This window comes from Spirillospora sp. NPDC048819 (genome assembly GCF_040650055.1).
Taxonomy (GTDB): domain Bacteria; phylum Actinomycetota; class Actinomycetes; order Streptosporangiales; family Streptosporangiaceae; genus Spirillospora.
The window spans coordinates 85693-101059 of sequence record NZ_JBEZGN010000025.1; the positions used below are offsets into that span (position 1 = coordinate 85693).

Genomic DNA, 15367 nt, shown 5'->3' on the forward strand with positions numbered 1-15367 from the left:
TCGGCGGCACTCCTGCGCGGAACCGCCGGCCGGACGGTTCGCGGTCAGCCGGCACCCAGCACCTCCCCGTCCTGCAGCGAGACCGTCCCGCCGACCTTCGCCGACTCCAGGACGGCCGCCGAGACCTGCACGGTGCGCAGCCCCTGCCGCAGCGTCACGATGTCCCCGGCGGGACCGACCGCCGCTCCGGTGCCCGCGCGGACGGCGTCCCTGAACCGCTCATGCTCGGTCAGCAGCGGCTCCGGCTTCGGGATCGCGTACCGGATCATGTCGCCCTGCGAGACGCCGACGAACGTCCGCAGCGCCTCCCACTGGGTGCCGAACTCGCCGTTCGCGTAGAACGTCAGGTCGGCGGTGAGGGTGTCGGCCACGCAGCAGCCGCGCTCCCCGGTGACGACCGTGGTGCGCTCCTTGAGCGGGCTCAGCCAGTTCACCAGGTGGCTGACCATCGAGTCGTCCGCGAGACGGCCGACGGCGGCGACCATGTCCTCGTGCGGGCGCCCGCTGCGCGCCACCGTGTGCGCGGAGATCGACACGTAGTCCTGGCCGGTGACCCACGTGGTCAGGTCGATGTCGTGCGTGGCGAGGTCCTTGACGACCCCGACGTCGGCGATCCGGTGCGGGAACGGCCCCTGCCGACGGGTGACCACCTGGAACACCTCACCCAGCTCCCCCGCCTCCAGCCGGGCCCGCAGGCTCTGCAACGCCGGGTTGTACCGCTCGATGTGCCCGACGCCCGCGACCAGGCCGCGCGACTCGAACGCCGTCGCCAGCCGCTCCGCCGCCGCCACCGAGTCCGCCAGCGGCTTCTCGATCAGCGCGGCCACGCCGGCCTCGGCCAGCCGCAGCCCGACCTCCTCGTGCAACGCCGTCGGGCAGGCCACCACCGCGTAGTCGATTCCGAGCGCGAGCAGCTCGTCCAGGGAGCCCAGGAGTGGCGGCCCGTGCGGGGCGATCTCCGGCCGACCCGCCGGGTCCACGACCCCGGCCAGCTCCACGCCGTCCAGCGCGGACAGCACCCGGGCATGGTTGCGGCCCATCGCCCCCAGCCCGACCAGGCCCGCGCGCAGCGCGGTCACGGGGCCCCTCCGGCCTCGTTCACCGCGTCCGCCACCCGGATCAGCTCCTCCCCGGTGAGGCCGGGATGCACCGGCAGCGACAGCACCTCCGCCGCCGCGCGGTCGGTCTCGGGCAGGTCCCAGCGCGGATCCGGCCGCCCGTCCCGCAGGAACGGCGCGAGCCGGTGAACGGGCGTCGGATAGTAGACGGCGCTGCCCACGCACCGCTCGGCCAGATGCCGCCGCACCCCGTCCCGGCCGCGGACCCGGACCGTGTACTGGTGGTAGACGTGCCGCGCACCGGCCGCGACCGGCGGCGCCACCGCACCGGCGATCTTCGCGTCCAGGAACGCGGCGTTGGCGCGCCGCCGCCGCGTCCAATCCGTGAGGCGCTTCAACTGCTCACGCCCAACGGCCGCGGCCACGTCCGTCAGCCGCGCGTTCATGCCGACGACCTCGTTCGCGTACCGCTGCTCCATGCCCTGATTGCGCAGCAGCCGCAACGTCCGCGCCGTCTCCGCGTCCGCCGTGGTGACCATGCCGCCCTCCAGAGCGTGCATGTTCTTGGTCGGGTAGAAGCTGAAGCAGCCGGCCGTGCCCAGAGCACCGGCCGGAGTGCCGCGCAGCGCGGCGCCATGCGCCTGCGCCGCGTCCTCCACGACCGCGAGACCGTGCCTCTCGGCGAGCGGGACGAGCCGGTCCATCGCCGCCGGATGCCCGTACAGATGGACAGGCATGATCGCCGCCGTACGCGGCCCGACCGCCGCCGCGGCGGCGTCCGGATCGAGACAGAACGACCCCGCCTCGATGTCGGCGAACACGGGCTCGGCACCCACCAGCCGCACGACGTTGGCGGTGGCCGCGAACGTGAACGACGGCACGATCACCTCGTCACCCGGGCCGATGCCCAGCGCCAGCAGCGCCAGATACAGCGCGGACGTCCCCGAGTTGACCGCGACGCAGTGCCGCCCGGCGACCAGCCCGGCGAACTCCTCCTCGAACGCGGCGACCTCGGGCCCCTGCACGACCCGTCCGCCGCGCAGCACGCGAACCACCGCCTCGATCTCCGCATCGCCGATAACAGGACTCGCCGCGGGGATCGGCTCCTCGGCTTCCACGGGCATGAGCAGACTCCTATCGGCCGTGACCGTGCACGACTTCCCTGCACATCCGGCGAACCGTGCGCCCGCATGCACCGCGACCCAACCCGCACCGCATCGGATCAACACGGTCACCGAACGTCACTGCCGACATACCCTCTGCGTACGTGTTAATCCACACACCTCTGACCACGCCGTTCTCATCGTGGCTCGGCCGGTGTCCTGCCCGTTACCGGCGCTCGGCGTCCGAGCGAAGACGGCCTCGGATCAGGCGGAGGGCTTCGTCGCGGTCGGGTCGGTGGTGGCGGGCGCCGGCTGTGCGGGGGCGGGTTTGCTCCTGCTCGGCAGCAGGAACAGGGTCAGCACGGGGACGACGTACAGCGTCCACACCACCACCTGCAGCACCGTGGGGTCGGGCTGGAAGTTGATCGTGCCCTTGAGCAGGGTCCCGTACCAGCTGCCCGGCGGGATCGCGTCGCTGACGTCGAACGCCTTGGTGCCGAGGCCCGGCAGGAAACGCGCCTCCTGGAGGTCGTGGAAGCCGTAGGCGAGCACACCGGCGGCCACGACCACCAGCATCGCGCCCGTCCACGTGAAGAAGCGGGCCAGGTTGATCTTCAGGGCGCCGCGGTAGAACAGCCAGCCGAGCAGCACCGCCGTGGCCAGGCCGAGCGCCGCGCCGGCCAGCGGGCGCACCCCGTCGCCGGTGGCCTGTACCGCCGACCAGATGAACAGCGCGGTCTCCAGCCCTTCCCGGCCGACGGCCAGGAACGCCGTGACCACCAGGGCGGTGGTGCCCATGACGAGGGCCTGGTCGAGCTTGCCGTGCAGTTCGGCCTTCAGGTGCCGGGCGGTGCGCCGCATCCAGAAAACCATCCAGGTCACCAGGCCCACCGCGATGATCGACAGGGTGCCGCCGAGGAGCTCCTGCGCCTCGAACGTCAGCGTCGTCGTCCCGTACTGCAGGATCGCGCCGAAGGCGAGGCTGATCCCGACCGCGATGGCCACGCCCGCCCAAATGGGCCGCAGCGCGTCCCGCCGCTCGGTCTTGACCAGGTACGCGACCAGGATGCAGACGATGAGGCTGGCCTCCAGGCCCTCCCGCAGCCCGATCAGATAGTTGGCGAACATCAGGAGAACAGCTCCTTGCCCCACCAGCCGGCCGCGTCCCGGACCCCGGGCGGGATCGCGAAGACCGCCGAGCCGACGTGCTGGATGTACTCGTTGAGGGCGTCGATGCGGGCGAGGCTCGTCTGCACCGGCAGGAACCCGCGGCGGATGTCGCGCTGGTAGGCCAGGAAGAACAGCCCCGCGTCGAGGCGTCCCAGGCCGTCGGTGCCGTCGGTGTAGGAGTAGCCGCGCCGCAGGAGCCGCGCCCCCTTGTTGGCGTCGGGGTGCGCCAGCCGTACGTGCGCGTCGGGCAGCATCGCGTTCAGGTTCGGCTCGTCGTGTTCGCGCTTCTTGCCGATCGGCGCGCCCTCGCCCTTGGTGCGGCCGAAGATGGCCTCCTGTTCCGTGAGGGAGGTGCGGTCCCAGGTCTCGATCCGCATCGCGATCCTGCGCGCGACCAGGTAGGAGCCCCCGGCCATCCAGGCCGGGCCGTCCTCCGGCGACGCCCACACGTGCTCGTTCAGCGCGGCCGTGTCGGTACCGGAGATGTTGCGCGTTCCGTCCTTGAAACCCAGCAGGTTGCGCGGGGTCTGCGCTTCGGGGGTGGTCGACGAGGTCTTGCCGAACCCGAGCTGCGACCAGCGCACCGTCACCTCGCCGAAGCCGATGCGGGCCAGGTTGCGGACGGCGTGCACGGCGACCTGCGGATCGTCGGCGCACGCCTGGACGCACAGGTCGCCGCCGCTGCGCGCCGGGTCGAGGTTGTCGCCGGCGAACGTCGGCAGGTCGATCAGCGCGGGCGGGCGGCGGGAGGCGATCCCGAACCGGTCCTTGCCGTCCTTGGTGAAAAGGGTGGGCCCGAAGCCGACGGTGAGGGTCAGCCGGGACGGTTTGAGTCCCAGCGCCTCGCCGGTGTCGTCGGGCGGGGCCTCGGGCGGGCCGCCGACCGCGCCGCCGCCGACCGCCCGCCCGGCCGTCATCTCCTCCGCGGCCCGCGTCCACTTCTTGAGCAGGGCGATCAGCTCGTCGCGGTCGCCGGTGGTGACGTCGAACGCGGCGAAGTGCATCCGGTCCTGGACGGGTGTGGCGATCCCCGCCTGGTGTGCGCCGTGAAACGGGACGGCCTCCCCGGCCGGAGCGTCGTCGGCGATGCCGATCGCGGCCGCGGCGGCACCGCCGGAGGCGGTCACGCCGATCGCCAGGCCCGCCCCGCCCCAGCCGAGCAGGGCCCGGCGCGAGAACGTCCTCGACTCGCCCTTGTCCGGAGATTCGGGGCCTTGGGGAGAGCCAGGGCCTTGGGGACGTTCAGGGCCTCGGGGGCTCATCGCGGCCTCCCTCACTTCGCGACGGCGGCGGCCAGCTTCGACAGCGGCTCGGCCAGGGCGTTGACCCCGTCCGACAGCTTCTTGCGGTCGTCGTCGCCGACGGTGTCGTAGGCGACGAAGCCGGCGGGGCGGTCCTCGTCGCGGTACTTGCCGAGCAGGTCGAACAGCGCCGCGAACTGCGTGTCCAGCTCCTTGGCGAGCGCCGGCTCCTTTTCGGTCACCACCGGCTTGAGCAGGTCGTAGGCCTTCTTGGCGCCCTCGACGTTGGCGTGGAAGTCGATGAGGTCGGTGTGGCTGTAGCGCTCTTCCTCGCCGGTGACCTTGCCGGTGGCGACCTCGTCCAGCAGTTCCTTCGCGCCGTTGGCCATGCCGGTCGCGGTGATCTCGGCGGTGCCGACGCGCTTCTGCCAGTCCCGCAGGTCGGTGATGAGCTGGTCGGCGAGCTTCTTCTCCTCGTCGCCGATCTTGCCGTCCTGCCACAGCGCCTTCTCCAGGCGGTGCCAGCCGGTCCACTTCTGGCCCTGTTCGAGGCCGTCCTCACGGACGTCGACCTTGGGGTCGATGTCGCCGAACGACTCGGCGACCGGCTCGGTGCGCTCCCAGCCGACGCGGGACAGCGCGTAGGTCTTCTTGGCGCCCTCGACGTCGCCCGCCTTGACGGCGGCGGCGAACTTCTCCGCCTTGGGCAGGGTCTCGTCGGCCTGCGCCTGCGCGTACTTGCGGTACTCGGCGACGGCGCGGTCCAGGCGCGGGTCCTGCGCCTTGACCGAGCCCTGGCCGGTGGCGGTCACCTTCTGCCGGATGCCGTCGCCCTTCATGCCGGGCTTGCAGGCGATCTCGTACGACCCGGCCTTGACCTCGGCGGTGATGTCGGCCGTGGTGCCCGGCCCGATGTTCTCCCGCTCGGTGACGATCCGGTCGCCGGGCGCGTAGATGTAGACCTCGGTGACCTTGGAGCCCTTGTTCTCCACGTGCAGCTGGACGTGCCCGGCCGGGAACTCCGTGCGCGACACCTCGCACTCGGTGTCGCCGGCGGTGACCTGGATCACGTCCGATCCGCCGCCGCCTTTCTCCGCACAGCCGGGGACGCTCACGAGCGCCACGAGAGCGGCCACGACGGCCGCGCAGCTTCGGAGATGACGGACGGCTTTCATGCTCGGCTCCAGGACGATCGGGCGGGGAAGCACCTCGCCGGCAAATTAGGCGAGCCTAATTTAGCTTAGCTTTACCTAAGATATCCAGGTGCCTGTCCGGATCCGGCATTCCGGCCTGGCCGGGGCCGGTGGTGTGGGCGCCGCTCCGCGAACTCCGCCGGCCCGATCCGCCGTACGTCCCGCGGCGTAGCGGCCGATACCGCGCGGTGCTGATGTGCGACCGCCCTGACGGGCGGCAAAGTGGACGGGCCAGGCCAGCGCGTGGAAGGACCATCCAGCGATGACCGTCCTGAGTCACCGTCAACGACTGCACGCGTGGGCGGACGCGGGAGTGGCGGCCGCGCTGGTGGGGGCCGGACTGATCTCGGCGCCCGTGCAGGACGGGTTCAGCGACGCCGACCGGCCCGTCGACGCCGTCTCGTTGATCTGCATCACGGTGGCCGGTGCCGCCACCGCGGGGCGGCACCGGTGGCCCATGCCCGTGCTGGTCGTGGCGGCAGCGGCGACCGCGACCTATCTGATGCTGAGTTACCCGTACGGCCCCATCATGTTCTCCCTGGCCGTGGCGGTCTACGGCGCCGCCCGCCGGGTCGGCGCGGTCACCGCGCTGCTGATGTCGGCGGGCGTCTTCCTGGTGCTGGCCCGCCACGCGCTGACCCATCCGGCCTCGCTGCCGGGGTTCTCCAGCCTGCCGCCGCTGCTGGCGTGGGTGGCGATCCCGTACGCCGCGGGCGCCGCCCGCAGGGTGGTGGTCACCGGCCGGGTCCGCGAGCGCGCCGAGGCCGATCGGCGGCTCGTCGACGCCGAACGGCTCAGGGTCGCCCAGGAGGTGCACGACGTGGTCGGTCACGGGCTCGCCGCGATCCAGATGCAGGCCGACATCGCCCTGCACCTGCGCGACCGCGATCCGGCGCAGTCGACCCGGGCGCTGACCGCGATAAGCCGGGCCAGCTCCGAGGCACTGGACGAACTCCGGGCCGCGTTGGCGTCCATCCACCCCGCCGGTGACGGCGGGTCCGGCGCCGCGGGAGCCGATGCCGCCACGCGCGCTCCGAGCCCTGGCCTGGCGCTGGTCGAGGATCTGCGGGACAGGGTGGAGGCGGCAGGGGTGAGCGTCGACCTCGCCGTCCGCGGGCGAGTCCGCCGCCTGCCGCCCGCCGTCGACCTCGCGGCCTACCGGGTACTGCAGGAGGCCCTGACCAATGTGGTGAAACACTCCGCCCATCCGAAGGCCGAGGTGAGCATCGCCTACGGCGGCTCCAGCATCGGCGTCCGGGTGGCGAACCAGGACCTGGCAGCCTGCGCTCCCGTCGCCGAGGGACTCGGCGTGACCGGCATGCGGCGTCGCGTGGAACACCTCGGCGGCCGGTTCGCCGCGGGACCGGACGGCGACGGCACCAGGTTCGTGGTGCGCGCCGAGATCCCTGTGGAGGCGGAGTGACGACCGAACACGGCGGCGGAGACGGGCAGGCGGTGCCGGGACCGCTGTCGGTGCTGATCGTCGACGACCAGGATCTGGTGCGGCTCGGCCTGCGGGCCCTGTTCGAGCAGGAACCCGGTTTCACGGTGGCCGGGGAGGCCGGCGACGGGCTGGCGGCGGTCGAGGAGGCGGTGCGGGCACGGCCGGACGTGGTGCTGATGGACATCCGGATGCCCGGTATCGACGGGCTCGCCGCCACCGGCCGGATCACCGCGCACCCCGACCTGGCCGGCACGCGGGTGATCGTGCTGACCACCTTCGAACACGACGAGTACGTCTTCGACGCACTCCGCCGGGGTGCCAGCGGATTCCTGCTGAAGAACACTCCGCCCGCCCAGCTGCTCGACGCGGTCCGCACCGTCGCCGACGGCGGTGCGCTCCTTTCCCCGACGGTGACCCGGACCCTCATCCGCGAGTTCACCGGGCTGTCGCCTCGCTCGGCCGTCCCCCATCCCCGGCTCGGCCGGCTCACCGAGCGGGAACGCGAGATCCTCGTCCTGGTGGCCCAGGGGCTCAACAACCATGAGATCGCCGAACGGCTCGTGCTCAGCCCCGCCACCGCGCGCACCCATGTCAGCCGGGCCATGACGAAGCTCGAGGTGCGGGACCGTGCGCAGCTCGTGGTGGTCGCCTATCAGTCCGGGCTCCTTTGACCCTGCGGATTGAGGCGGCACTGCAATTGAGGCGGCACGATCAGCCGCCGTCCATCTCGCTGCGGAGAAGGGTCGCCAGCTCGGTGCGGTTGGACAAGCCGAGCTTGGCGTACATGCGGGCGAGGTGCGCCTTGACCGTGCTGCGGCTCATGTAGAGCCGTTCCGCGATCTGCGGGTTCGACAGCCCGTCGCCGGCGAGCCGGGCCACGTCCAGTTCGGTGGGGGTGAGGGCGCCGAGGAGACCGGGCGCCTGGGTGCGCGTGCCCCTGCCGCGGGTGCGGGCGGCGACCAGGACGTCCAGGTCGGCGGCCGCGCCCTCTTCCCACGCCGCGCGGAACCTCGCCTCCTCGACCGCCGCGCGCACCGCCTTGATCATTTCTTCGTGGGTCCGCCGGTCCACCTGGTGGCGCGGATACCCCATGGCCGACCTGGCGCTCTCCCCGGCGCCGCAGAGCCGCGCGGCCTCCTCGGCGTCTCCGGCCTCGGCGGCCAGGCGCGCGAGCGCGTCGAGGCTGTCGGCGTAGCCCAGCCGGACACCGTTGTCCCGGCGTGCCACGAGTGCCTGCACATGCAGTTCCCGTGCCTTGGCCGGATCGTCCCCGGCGACCAGCCTGCCGTGTTCGTCGAGGGCGTCCGCGTACTCGTACCAGCCGCCGAACGCCCGCAGCTGGCGTAGCCCCTGGCGGACGCGGAGCGCCGCCTCTTCGCGCCTGCCCGACCGGCGCAGGGCACCGACCAGTCCGGGGAAGCAGCGGGCGGCCGTCCAGTCCCTGCCGTGCTCCCCGAGACGGGCCACTCCCTTCTCGAACCACTCCACCGCCTCGTCCAGGCGCCCTTCCCAGAGGTGGACGAGCCCGTAAGGCACCATGAAGCCGACCACGTCCGCCTCGCGGGCGGTGTCCAGCGATCCCACGATCGGCTCCATGAGCGTGCGCGCCTCCTCCAGCGCGCCGGACATCGCGAGCGCGTAGGCCGCGTTGCAGGTGAGCGTGCCCACGGCGAAGTAGTCGCGCAGAGGCCGGGCCATGTCGACCACCTCGCGCCCGACGGCGACCGCGGCGGGGACGTCGCCGCCGAGCAGTAGGGTGAAGATCTCCACCCCCCGGGCGAACGCGGCGCAGAACCTGTCGTTCCGGCTCCGGCTGCGGTAGAACGCCGGACGTGCCACGGCGACGGCCTCTTCGTTGCGGTTCCGGGCCAGGAGTGAGTAGGCCTCCACCGTGGCGGCCCAGTCACGTCCGAAGGGCTCGCCGGCGTTCTCGGCGGCCGACTGCGCAGCACGGGTCTGCTCCTCGCAGCGCTCGAAGTCGGAGAAGAACTCCCGGAAGGCGCCGAACGCCAGGCAGCGGGCCCGGGTCGGCTCGTCGCCGGCGAGCTCGGCGATCCGCGCCCCGCGCCGTGCGGCCTCGGTCACCAGTGTGAGGCGGCCGGCGGCCATCCCGAGCATCGTCTGGCCGGCGTACAGCCGGGCCTGGAGGGCGGACTCCTCCCGGGGAGCGAGCCCGGCGGCCGACTCCAGCATCTGGAGCCCGTCCCCGATGTGCCCGTGGACGAGCCACTGGCGCGCCATCGCCGCCGCGAGTCTCCGGCCGCGATCCGCCTGACCGGGCGGCGGGGAGGGCGGCTGGGACAGGCCCCACCGCAACGCGGCGCCGATGTCGGGCCGGTGACCTTCGAGGACGATCCGCCACCGGTCCTGGTCGACGTCCATCCCGGCCTCGGCTTCCTCGGCGAGGGCGAGGAAGTAGTCCAGGTGGCGGTCGCGGACCGCCTCGGCCTCCCCGGCGGCGCGAAGCTCGGCGCCGGCGAACTGGCGGACGGTGTCCAGCATGCGGTACCGCAGTTCCCCGCCGACCTCCCGGACGGTCACCAGGGAGGCGTCCAGCAGCCGGCTCACGAGGACGAGCGTGTCCGGGAGGCCGGAGCCGCCCGCGCCCGTGTCGTCGCCGGCGACGGCTCGGGCGGCTTCGAGCGTGAACGCGCCGGCGAAGACGGACACGCGCCGGAACAGACGCCGTTCTTCATCGTCCAGCAGCGCGTGACTCCACGCCATCGACGCCTGCAAGGTCTGGTGGCGCGCCACCGCGTTGCGAGGACCGCCGACGAGCAGGCGGAACGAGTCGTCGAGGCCCCTGTCGATCTGTACCGGGGTGAGCGCGCGCACCCAGGCGGCGGCCAGCTCGATGGCGAGCGGCAGGTGGTCGACGCGGGCGCAGACCGCGGCGACGTGCTCTCCCGCACGATCGGCGTCGAAGCCGGGCGCGACCAAGGTCGCGCGTTCGGCGAACAGCCGCGCCGCCTCGTCCGGCCGCAGGGACGGCACACGCCAGACCATCTCCCCCGCGATCCCGAGCGGCTCGCGGCTGGTCGCCAGCACGGAGGTCCCCGGTGATCGCGTGAGCAGGGCGGCCACGAGTTCGCCCACCGCGTCCAGGAGGTGTTCACAGGTGTCGAGCCAGATCAGCAGCCGCCGCCCGTGCAGCTGGGCGGCCAGCCTGCCCATCTGGTCACCGCCGGGTTCGACGGCGACGCCGACGGCCGATGCCACGGTCGCGGGGACCAGCGACGGGTCGGTGACCGGCCCCAGGTCGACGAACCTCGTCCCGTCCTGCCAGGACGGGCCGGCCCGGTCCGCGACCCGCGCGGCGAGCCGCGTCTTGCCGCAGCCGCCGACGCCGGTCAGCGTCACCAGCCGCCGCTGCGCGATCAGCCCCGTCACCTCCGCCAGTTCGGCCTCACGGCCGACGAAGCTGGTCAGCTCCTCCGGGGGGCGGGCCACGTCGCTCACCGGTGCACCGTCCTCTCCCCCCGGGGCCGCACGGCCGCCGATGCGTCCGCTCATGACCACACGGTCGGGGTTCCTCCCGGCTGCGGCGTCCGCTGCCGGACGTACTCGGGCGTACGCCCGGGGACGTACTCCCGGCCCCGGCGGCGCGTCGGCCATTCGGCCGGCACCACCGCCGCCCCTGCCCATCTGGCCGACGGTACGACGCGGACCGTACGGGCGGGCGCCGGCGTGCACCGCGTGGCGTACCCGAAGTGTCGACGCGCAACGGACGGCATCCGGGCTGCGAAGCGGGATCGTCGTCGTGTGGAGACGGGACGGGCTCGTGTGGACGGGACGGAATGGCCACTTGGGCGATGTCCGGCGGCCGGCCATGGAGTCAGCTTCGAAAGCGGTCGATCGCTCGGCAGTCCGTCCCGAGGAAGACCGAGGACGACCAGTGCAGGCCCGTGAAAGACCGATGAAGACGATGAAGACCGATGAAGAAAGGCATGAAGAGATGGCGGCAAACGAACGATCTCTCGCGCACGGCTCGCGGCCGCAGGGCGGCGGGGCCGCATGGCGGCTCCTCGCGGGCTCGATCGCCTTCCTGGTGTTCTACCTGAGCGTCAGCTTCGTCACGCCGAGCCTGGCCTCCGACGCGCTCCCGCTTCCCAACGACCCGGCCGCGGAGACCCGGGCGTGGTACGCCGGCAACGCGGCCGCGGCGGTGGCCACGGGCGTCTGCCAGCTGCTGTCGGTGGCGTTCCTGGCGTTGTTCGTGCAGGGTCTGGTCCGCGCGGCCGCGGGTCCGGAGCGGGAAAGGATCGCGGGCAGGGCCCGCGCCTGGGGGTACGGGGCCGTCGCGCTCATGGCCGCGTCCAGCGTGCTGTCCTGGACGCTGGCCGCCGTCGCCTCGTCGGCGTCGGTCGACACGGTGTCGGTGCTGCGCACGGCGAACTTCATCGCCGGCGGGACCGCGCACGTGGTGGCGCTCGGCGTCTTCGTCCTGCTGGCGTCGCGGATGCCGGGGTTCGGCAAGGGCGTCCGGGGGTTCGCCTGGGTGGTCGCGGTCCCGGCCGTCGCGTCCCTGATCTCCATCGTGGTGTTCGAGGGCGCCGCCCTCATCCTGCTCGGCCGCCTGCTGGGCATGATCTGGACGATCAGCGCGGCCGTCAGCGTGACCCGCGGCCTCTCACGGGGGACGTGGCCGGCCGCACGCGGACCCCGGACCATGACCGTCCTCTCGCCCCAGGGGGAATCATGACCGCCGCACTGACCAGATCGCCGTCCGCGACCCGGCGGCAGGAGGGCCTGTTCCGGCTCGGCAAGAAATGGCGCAAGGCGACGCTCGTCGTCCATATCGTTTCGGCCGGCGCCTGGATCGGGATCGACGTCATGGTGGCGGTCCTGGTCCTCACGGGACGGTTCGGAACGTCCGACGAGGTGCGCGGCCTGGCCTATGAGGCGCTGGCGGCCTTCGTCGTCTGGCCGATGCTGACCTCGGGCCTGGTCTGCCTGATCACCGGGATCATCCTGGGCCTCGGCACGCGATGGGGGCTGCTGCGCTACTGGTGGGTCGCCATCAAGCTCGCCCTCAACCTCACTTTGTGCGCCCTCATCCTGGTGGCTCTGCAGCCGGGAATGGACGAGGTCGGCGAGTACGGCCGGAGCCTCGGCACCGGCGTGCCCGAGCCGACGGACGTCTCGAACCTGTTCTTCCCGCCGGCGGTGTCGCTGACGACTCTGACGCTCGCGACCGTGCTCGCCGTGGCCAAGCCGTGGGGCCGGATCCGCCGCGCACGCAAGGAAGGCGGACCCCGATGACGACGGCATTGACCACCAGCGGGCTGACCAAGCGGTACGGCTCCCTCGTCGCCGTGGACGGCCTGGACCTGCACGTGCGGACCGGCGAGGTCTACGGGTTCCTCGGCCCGAACGGCGCCGGGAAGACCACGACGCTGCGCATGCTCCTCGGGCTCGTGCGCCCCACCGCGGGCTCGCTCAGCATCCTCGGGGACAACGGCCGGGCGTGGCCCTCGCCGGCGCTCGGCCGGGTCGGCGCCCTCATCGAGGGGCCGGCGTTCTACCCGTACCTGTCCGGGCAGGAGAACCTGCGGGCGCTGGCGCGCCGGGCACGGGTGTCTCGCGAACGCGTCACCGAGATCCTCGAACTCGTCGACCTCGACCAGCGTGCCAAGGACCGGTACGCCACCTACTCGCTCGGGATGAAGCAGCGGCTCGGCCTGGCCGCCGCGCTGCTCAAACGCCCCGAACTGCTCGTCCTCGACGAGCCGACCAACGGCCTGGACCCGGTCGGCATGGCCGACATGCGCCGGACGATCCGCAGGCTCGCCGAGGACGGCTGCACCGTGCTGCTCAGCAGCCACCTGCTGACCGAGGTCCGGCTGATCTGCGACCGGGTGGGGATCATCCATCGCGGCCGGCTCGTCTCGGAGCGGCCCATCGGCGAACTCGGCGGCGCCGGACGGCTGTCGGTGCGCGCCGACCCGCTCGAACGCGCCCAGGACAAGCTCGGCAGGCTGGTCGGCCCGGGCGCCGTCCGCCGGTCCGACGCGGACCTCCACCTCTCCGTGGACGCCGGGATGGCCCCGGCCATCAACCGCGCGCTCGTCGCCGAGGGCATCGCCGTCAGCGAACTGCGCTGGCACCAGCCCGACCTCGAGGAGGTCTTCCTCGAACTCACCGAAGGGAACGGCGCCGTCCAAGGGAACGCCGCCCCCGAAGGGAATGGCAACGTCGGAGGGAATGGCCATGTTTCCTGACATCCATGCCGAGATCGGCGTTCAGGCACGCCGCGCGGCCAATTGGCTGCTCCTCGCGACCGCCATCGCGTTGACCGTGACGTTCGCCTACGTCATCCCCTACGCCGGGTACAAGGGCGCCACCGAAGGCCCCGGGTCGGATCTCACGCCGATGCTCACCGGCAACTTCGCCGGTTCGGCCATCGGCGGGATGCCCGCGTTCATCGGTGCGCTGGCGCTCATTCACGGGGTCCTCATCGCCGGGAGCGACTACGCGTGGGACGTCTGGAAGACGATCCTCGTCCAGCAGCCGTCCAGGATCCGCGTGTTCCTGGCCAAGGTGGTGACGGCGGCGCTGGGCTGCCTCGTCCTCGTGGTCGTCCTCTTCGCGGTGAGCGCGGCGGCCAGCCTGGCCGTCACGACCGCGGAGGGCGGCGCCGTCGCGTGGCCCGCCGCGTCCGGCGTCGCCGAGGGCCTAGGCGCCGCGTGGCTCATCACGTCCATGTGGGCCCTGCTCGGGGTGTTCCTGGCCGTCGCGCTCCGCGCCGTCGCCCTGCCCGTGGGGATCGGGCTGGTGTGGATGCTCGCCGTGCAGAACCTGATCAGCGGGCTGGCCGCGCCGCTGCTGGACTGGGTGGACGCCCTCCAGGCGTGGCTGCCAGGCGGCGCGGCGGGGTCGCTCGCCGCCTCCCTCGGCGCGCGGGAGGACACCCCGGCCGTGGCCGAGCTCACCGGCCCGGCCCAGGCGAGCCTGGTCCTCACCGCGTACCTGCTCGTCTTCGCGATCGCCGCCGGATTCCTCCTACGCCGCCGCGACCTGTGAACCCCGCGCCCGCGTGCCCGCGGCCGGGATTGTCATCGATCCCACGGGGTATGGGATCGGCCCTGCAGGACGCATCGGGCCGTAGGGGGAGGCCGTGAGGCGGCTGAGGTTATGAAGAATCACCGTTCCGAGCCCCATGGGCCGGAGAACGAGCCTGATCTGGTGGGCCAGTACCTCACGCAGATCGGCCGGACGCCGCTGCTGACCGCCGACGAGGAGGTCGAGCTCGCCAGGCGGATCGAGGCGGGGGTGTACGCGCGTCACCTTCTGGACAGCGGGGAGACGCAGGCCGGGCGTGCCGAACTGGAGGCGGTCGCCCGGGACGGGATGCTGGCCAAGGATCACATGATCCGGGCGAATCTGCGGCTGGTGGTGGCGGCCGCACGCAAGTTCCCCCATCGCGGGCTGTCGTTCCTCGACCTCGTCCAGGAGGGCAACCTCGGGCTGATCCATGCGGTCGAGAAGTTCGACTACGCCAAGGGATACAAGTTCTCCACCTACGCGATGTGGTGGATCCGGCAGGCCATCGGGCGCGGCCTCGCCGAGAAGGCCCGGACCGTGCGGCTCCCCGCGCACGTCGTCGAGGACCTGTCCAAGCTCGCCCGGATCGAACGCGCGCTGGAGCGGGCCGGCACCGAGCCGACCGACGAGCGGGTCGCCGCCGAGGCCGGAGAGCCCGTCGAGAAGATCGTCGCGCTGCGGCGCGTCGGCCGCGACGCCATCAGCCTGGACACGGTCGTCGGCGAGGACGAGGACACCAGGGTCGGTGACCTGATCGCCGATCCCGGCGCCGTCGCGGCGCCGGACCTGGTGGAGTTCCAGCAGCTGGCGGAGGAGCTGCGGTCGATGGTCGACCGGCTGCCGCCCCGCGAGGCGCTGATCCTCACGCTGCGGTACGGCCTCAGCGACGGCCGCCCGCACACCCTCCAGGACATCGCCGACAGGATCGGCCTCACCCGCGAACGGGTCCGCCAGCTCGAGAAGCAGGCTTTGGCGCAGCTGCGCGACCCGCGGCACGGTGAGCCGCTGCTCACCTGGGTCAGCTGAGCCCCGCGTCGGCCTCCCCGTAAGTGCTGCCACGGCCGGCCGTCCCTGTGTACGGCGTCGTGTCGCGGTCTGGTCGGCGACGCCGTTC

13 protein-coding genes are annotated in these 15367 nt (G+C 72.6%); 7 read left to right on the forward strand and 6 right to left on the reverse strand.

What is annotated here, in order from left to right:
• Positions 1-44: 44 nt before the first annotated feature.
• The 5 genes from AB0C35_RS28945 to efeO all read right to left on the reverse strand — a co-directional run bounded on the left by AB0C35_RS28945 (position 45) and on the right by efeO (position 5747).
• The gene (locus AB0C35_RS28945) at positions 45-1079 is read right to left on the reverse strand and encodes a Gfo/Idh/MocA family oxidoreductase (protein WP_358462350.1); all 1035 of its coding nucleotides are present in this window, start codon (positions 1077-1079) and stop codon (positions 45-47) included.
• Positions 1076-2182, reverse strand: coding sequence for a DegT/DnrJ/EryC1/StrS family aminotransferase (locus tag AB0C35_RS28950; RefSeq protein WP_358462353.1), 1107 nt, complete (start codon positions 2180-2182; stop codon positions 1076-1078). Before AB0C35_RS28950 ends, AB0C35_RS28945 begins: the two co-directional genes overlap by 4 nt.
• Positions 2183-2425: 243 nt before the next feature.
• Entirely contained in the window at positions 2426-3289 is an 864-nt protein-coding gene (gene efeU, locus AB0C35_RS28955; protein WP_358462356.1) for an iron uptake transporter permease EfeU, read from the reverse strand.
• A complete protein-coding gene (efeB, locus tag AB0C35_RS28960) occupies positions 3289-4593 on the reverse strand; it encodes an iron uptake transporter deferrochelatase/peroxidase subunit (protein ID WP_358462359.1) in 1305 nt (434 codons plus the stop codon). The genes efeU and efeB overlap by 1 nt, the downstream gene beginning before the upstream one ends.
• A gap of 11 nt (positions 4594-4604) precedes the next feature.
• Positions 4605-5747, reverse strand: coding sequence for an iron uptake system protein EfeO (gene efeO / locus AB0C35_RS28965; protein WP_358462362.1), 1143 nt, complete (start codon positions 5745-5747; stop codon positions 4605-4607).
• 280 nt (positions 5748-6027) lie between these two features.
• On the opposite strand from efeO, the gene AB0C35_RS28970 reads away from it, so the two are divergent.
• Positions 6028-7188, forward strand: coding sequence for a histidine kinase (locus AB0C35_RS28970; RefSeq protein ID WP_358462365.1), 1161 nt, complete (start codon positions 6028-6030; stop codon positions 7186-7188).
• Positions 7185-7880: a response regulator transcription factor gene (locus AB0C35_RS28975; RefSeq protein ID WP_358462368.1), complete on the forward strand. Its 696-nt coding sequence runs from the start codon at positions 7185-7187 to the stop codon at positions 7878-7880. The genes AB0C35_RS28970 and AB0C35_RS28975 overlap by 4 nt, the downstream gene beginning before the upstream one ends.
• Positions 7881-7920: 40 nt before the next feature.
• On the opposite strand, the gene AB0C35_RS28980 is transcribed toward AB0C35_RS28975, so the two are convergent.
• Entirely contained in the window at positions 7921-10722 is a 2802-nt protein-coding gene (locus tag AB0C35_RS28980) for a LuxR C-terminal-related transcriptional regulator (protein WP_358462371.1), read from the reverse strand.
• Positions 10723-11164: 442 nt separating this feature from the next.
• Here AB0C35_RS28980 and AB0C35_RS28985 point away from each other — a divergent pair, with 442 nt between their 5' ends.
• The 5 genes from AB0C35_RS28985 to AB0C35_RS29005 all read left to right on the forward strand — a co-directional run bounded on the left by AB0C35_RS28985 (position 11165) and on the right by AB0C35_RS29005 (position 15279).
• On the forward strand, positions 11165-11911 hold the full coding sequence (locus AB0C35_RS28985) for a hypothetical protein (protein ID WP_358462374.1): 747 nt from the start codon (positions 11165-11167) through the stop codon (positions 11909-11911).
• Positions 11908-12471 carry a hypothetical protein gene (locus AB0C35_RS28990; RefSeq protein WP_358462377.1) on the forward strand — a complete coding sequence of 188 codons (564 nt, stop codon included), beginning with the start codon at positions 11908-11910 and terminating at the stop codon, positions 12469-12471. Before AB0C35_RS28985 ends, AB0C35_RS28990 begins: the two co-directional genes overlap by 4 nt.
• Positions 12468-13430: an ABC transporter ATP-binding protein gene (locus AB0C35_RS28995; RefSeq protein WP_358462380.1), complete on the forward strand. Its 963-nt coding sequence runs from the start codon at positions 12468-12470 to the stop codon at positions 13428-13430. Before AB0C35_RS28990 ends, AB0C35_RS28995 begins: the two co-directional genes overlap by 4 nt.
• The gene (locus AB0C35_RS29000; RefSeq protein WP_358462383.1) at positions 13420-14232 is read left to right on the forward strand and encodes a hypothetical protein; all 813 of its coding nucleotides are present in this window, start codon (positions 13420-13422) and stop codon (positions 14230-14232) included. Before AB0C35_RS28995 ends, AB0C35_RS29000 begins: the two co-directional genes overlap by 11 nt.
• Positions 14233-14394: 162 nt before the next feature.
• Positions 14395-15279 (forward strand): sigma-70 family RNA polymerase sigma factor, encoded by an 885-nt coding sequence (locus AB0C35_RS29005; protein ID WP_358462386.1) that lies wholly within the window; start codon positions 14395-14397, stop codon positions 15277-15279.
• Positions 15280-15367 lie beyond the last annotated feature (88 nt).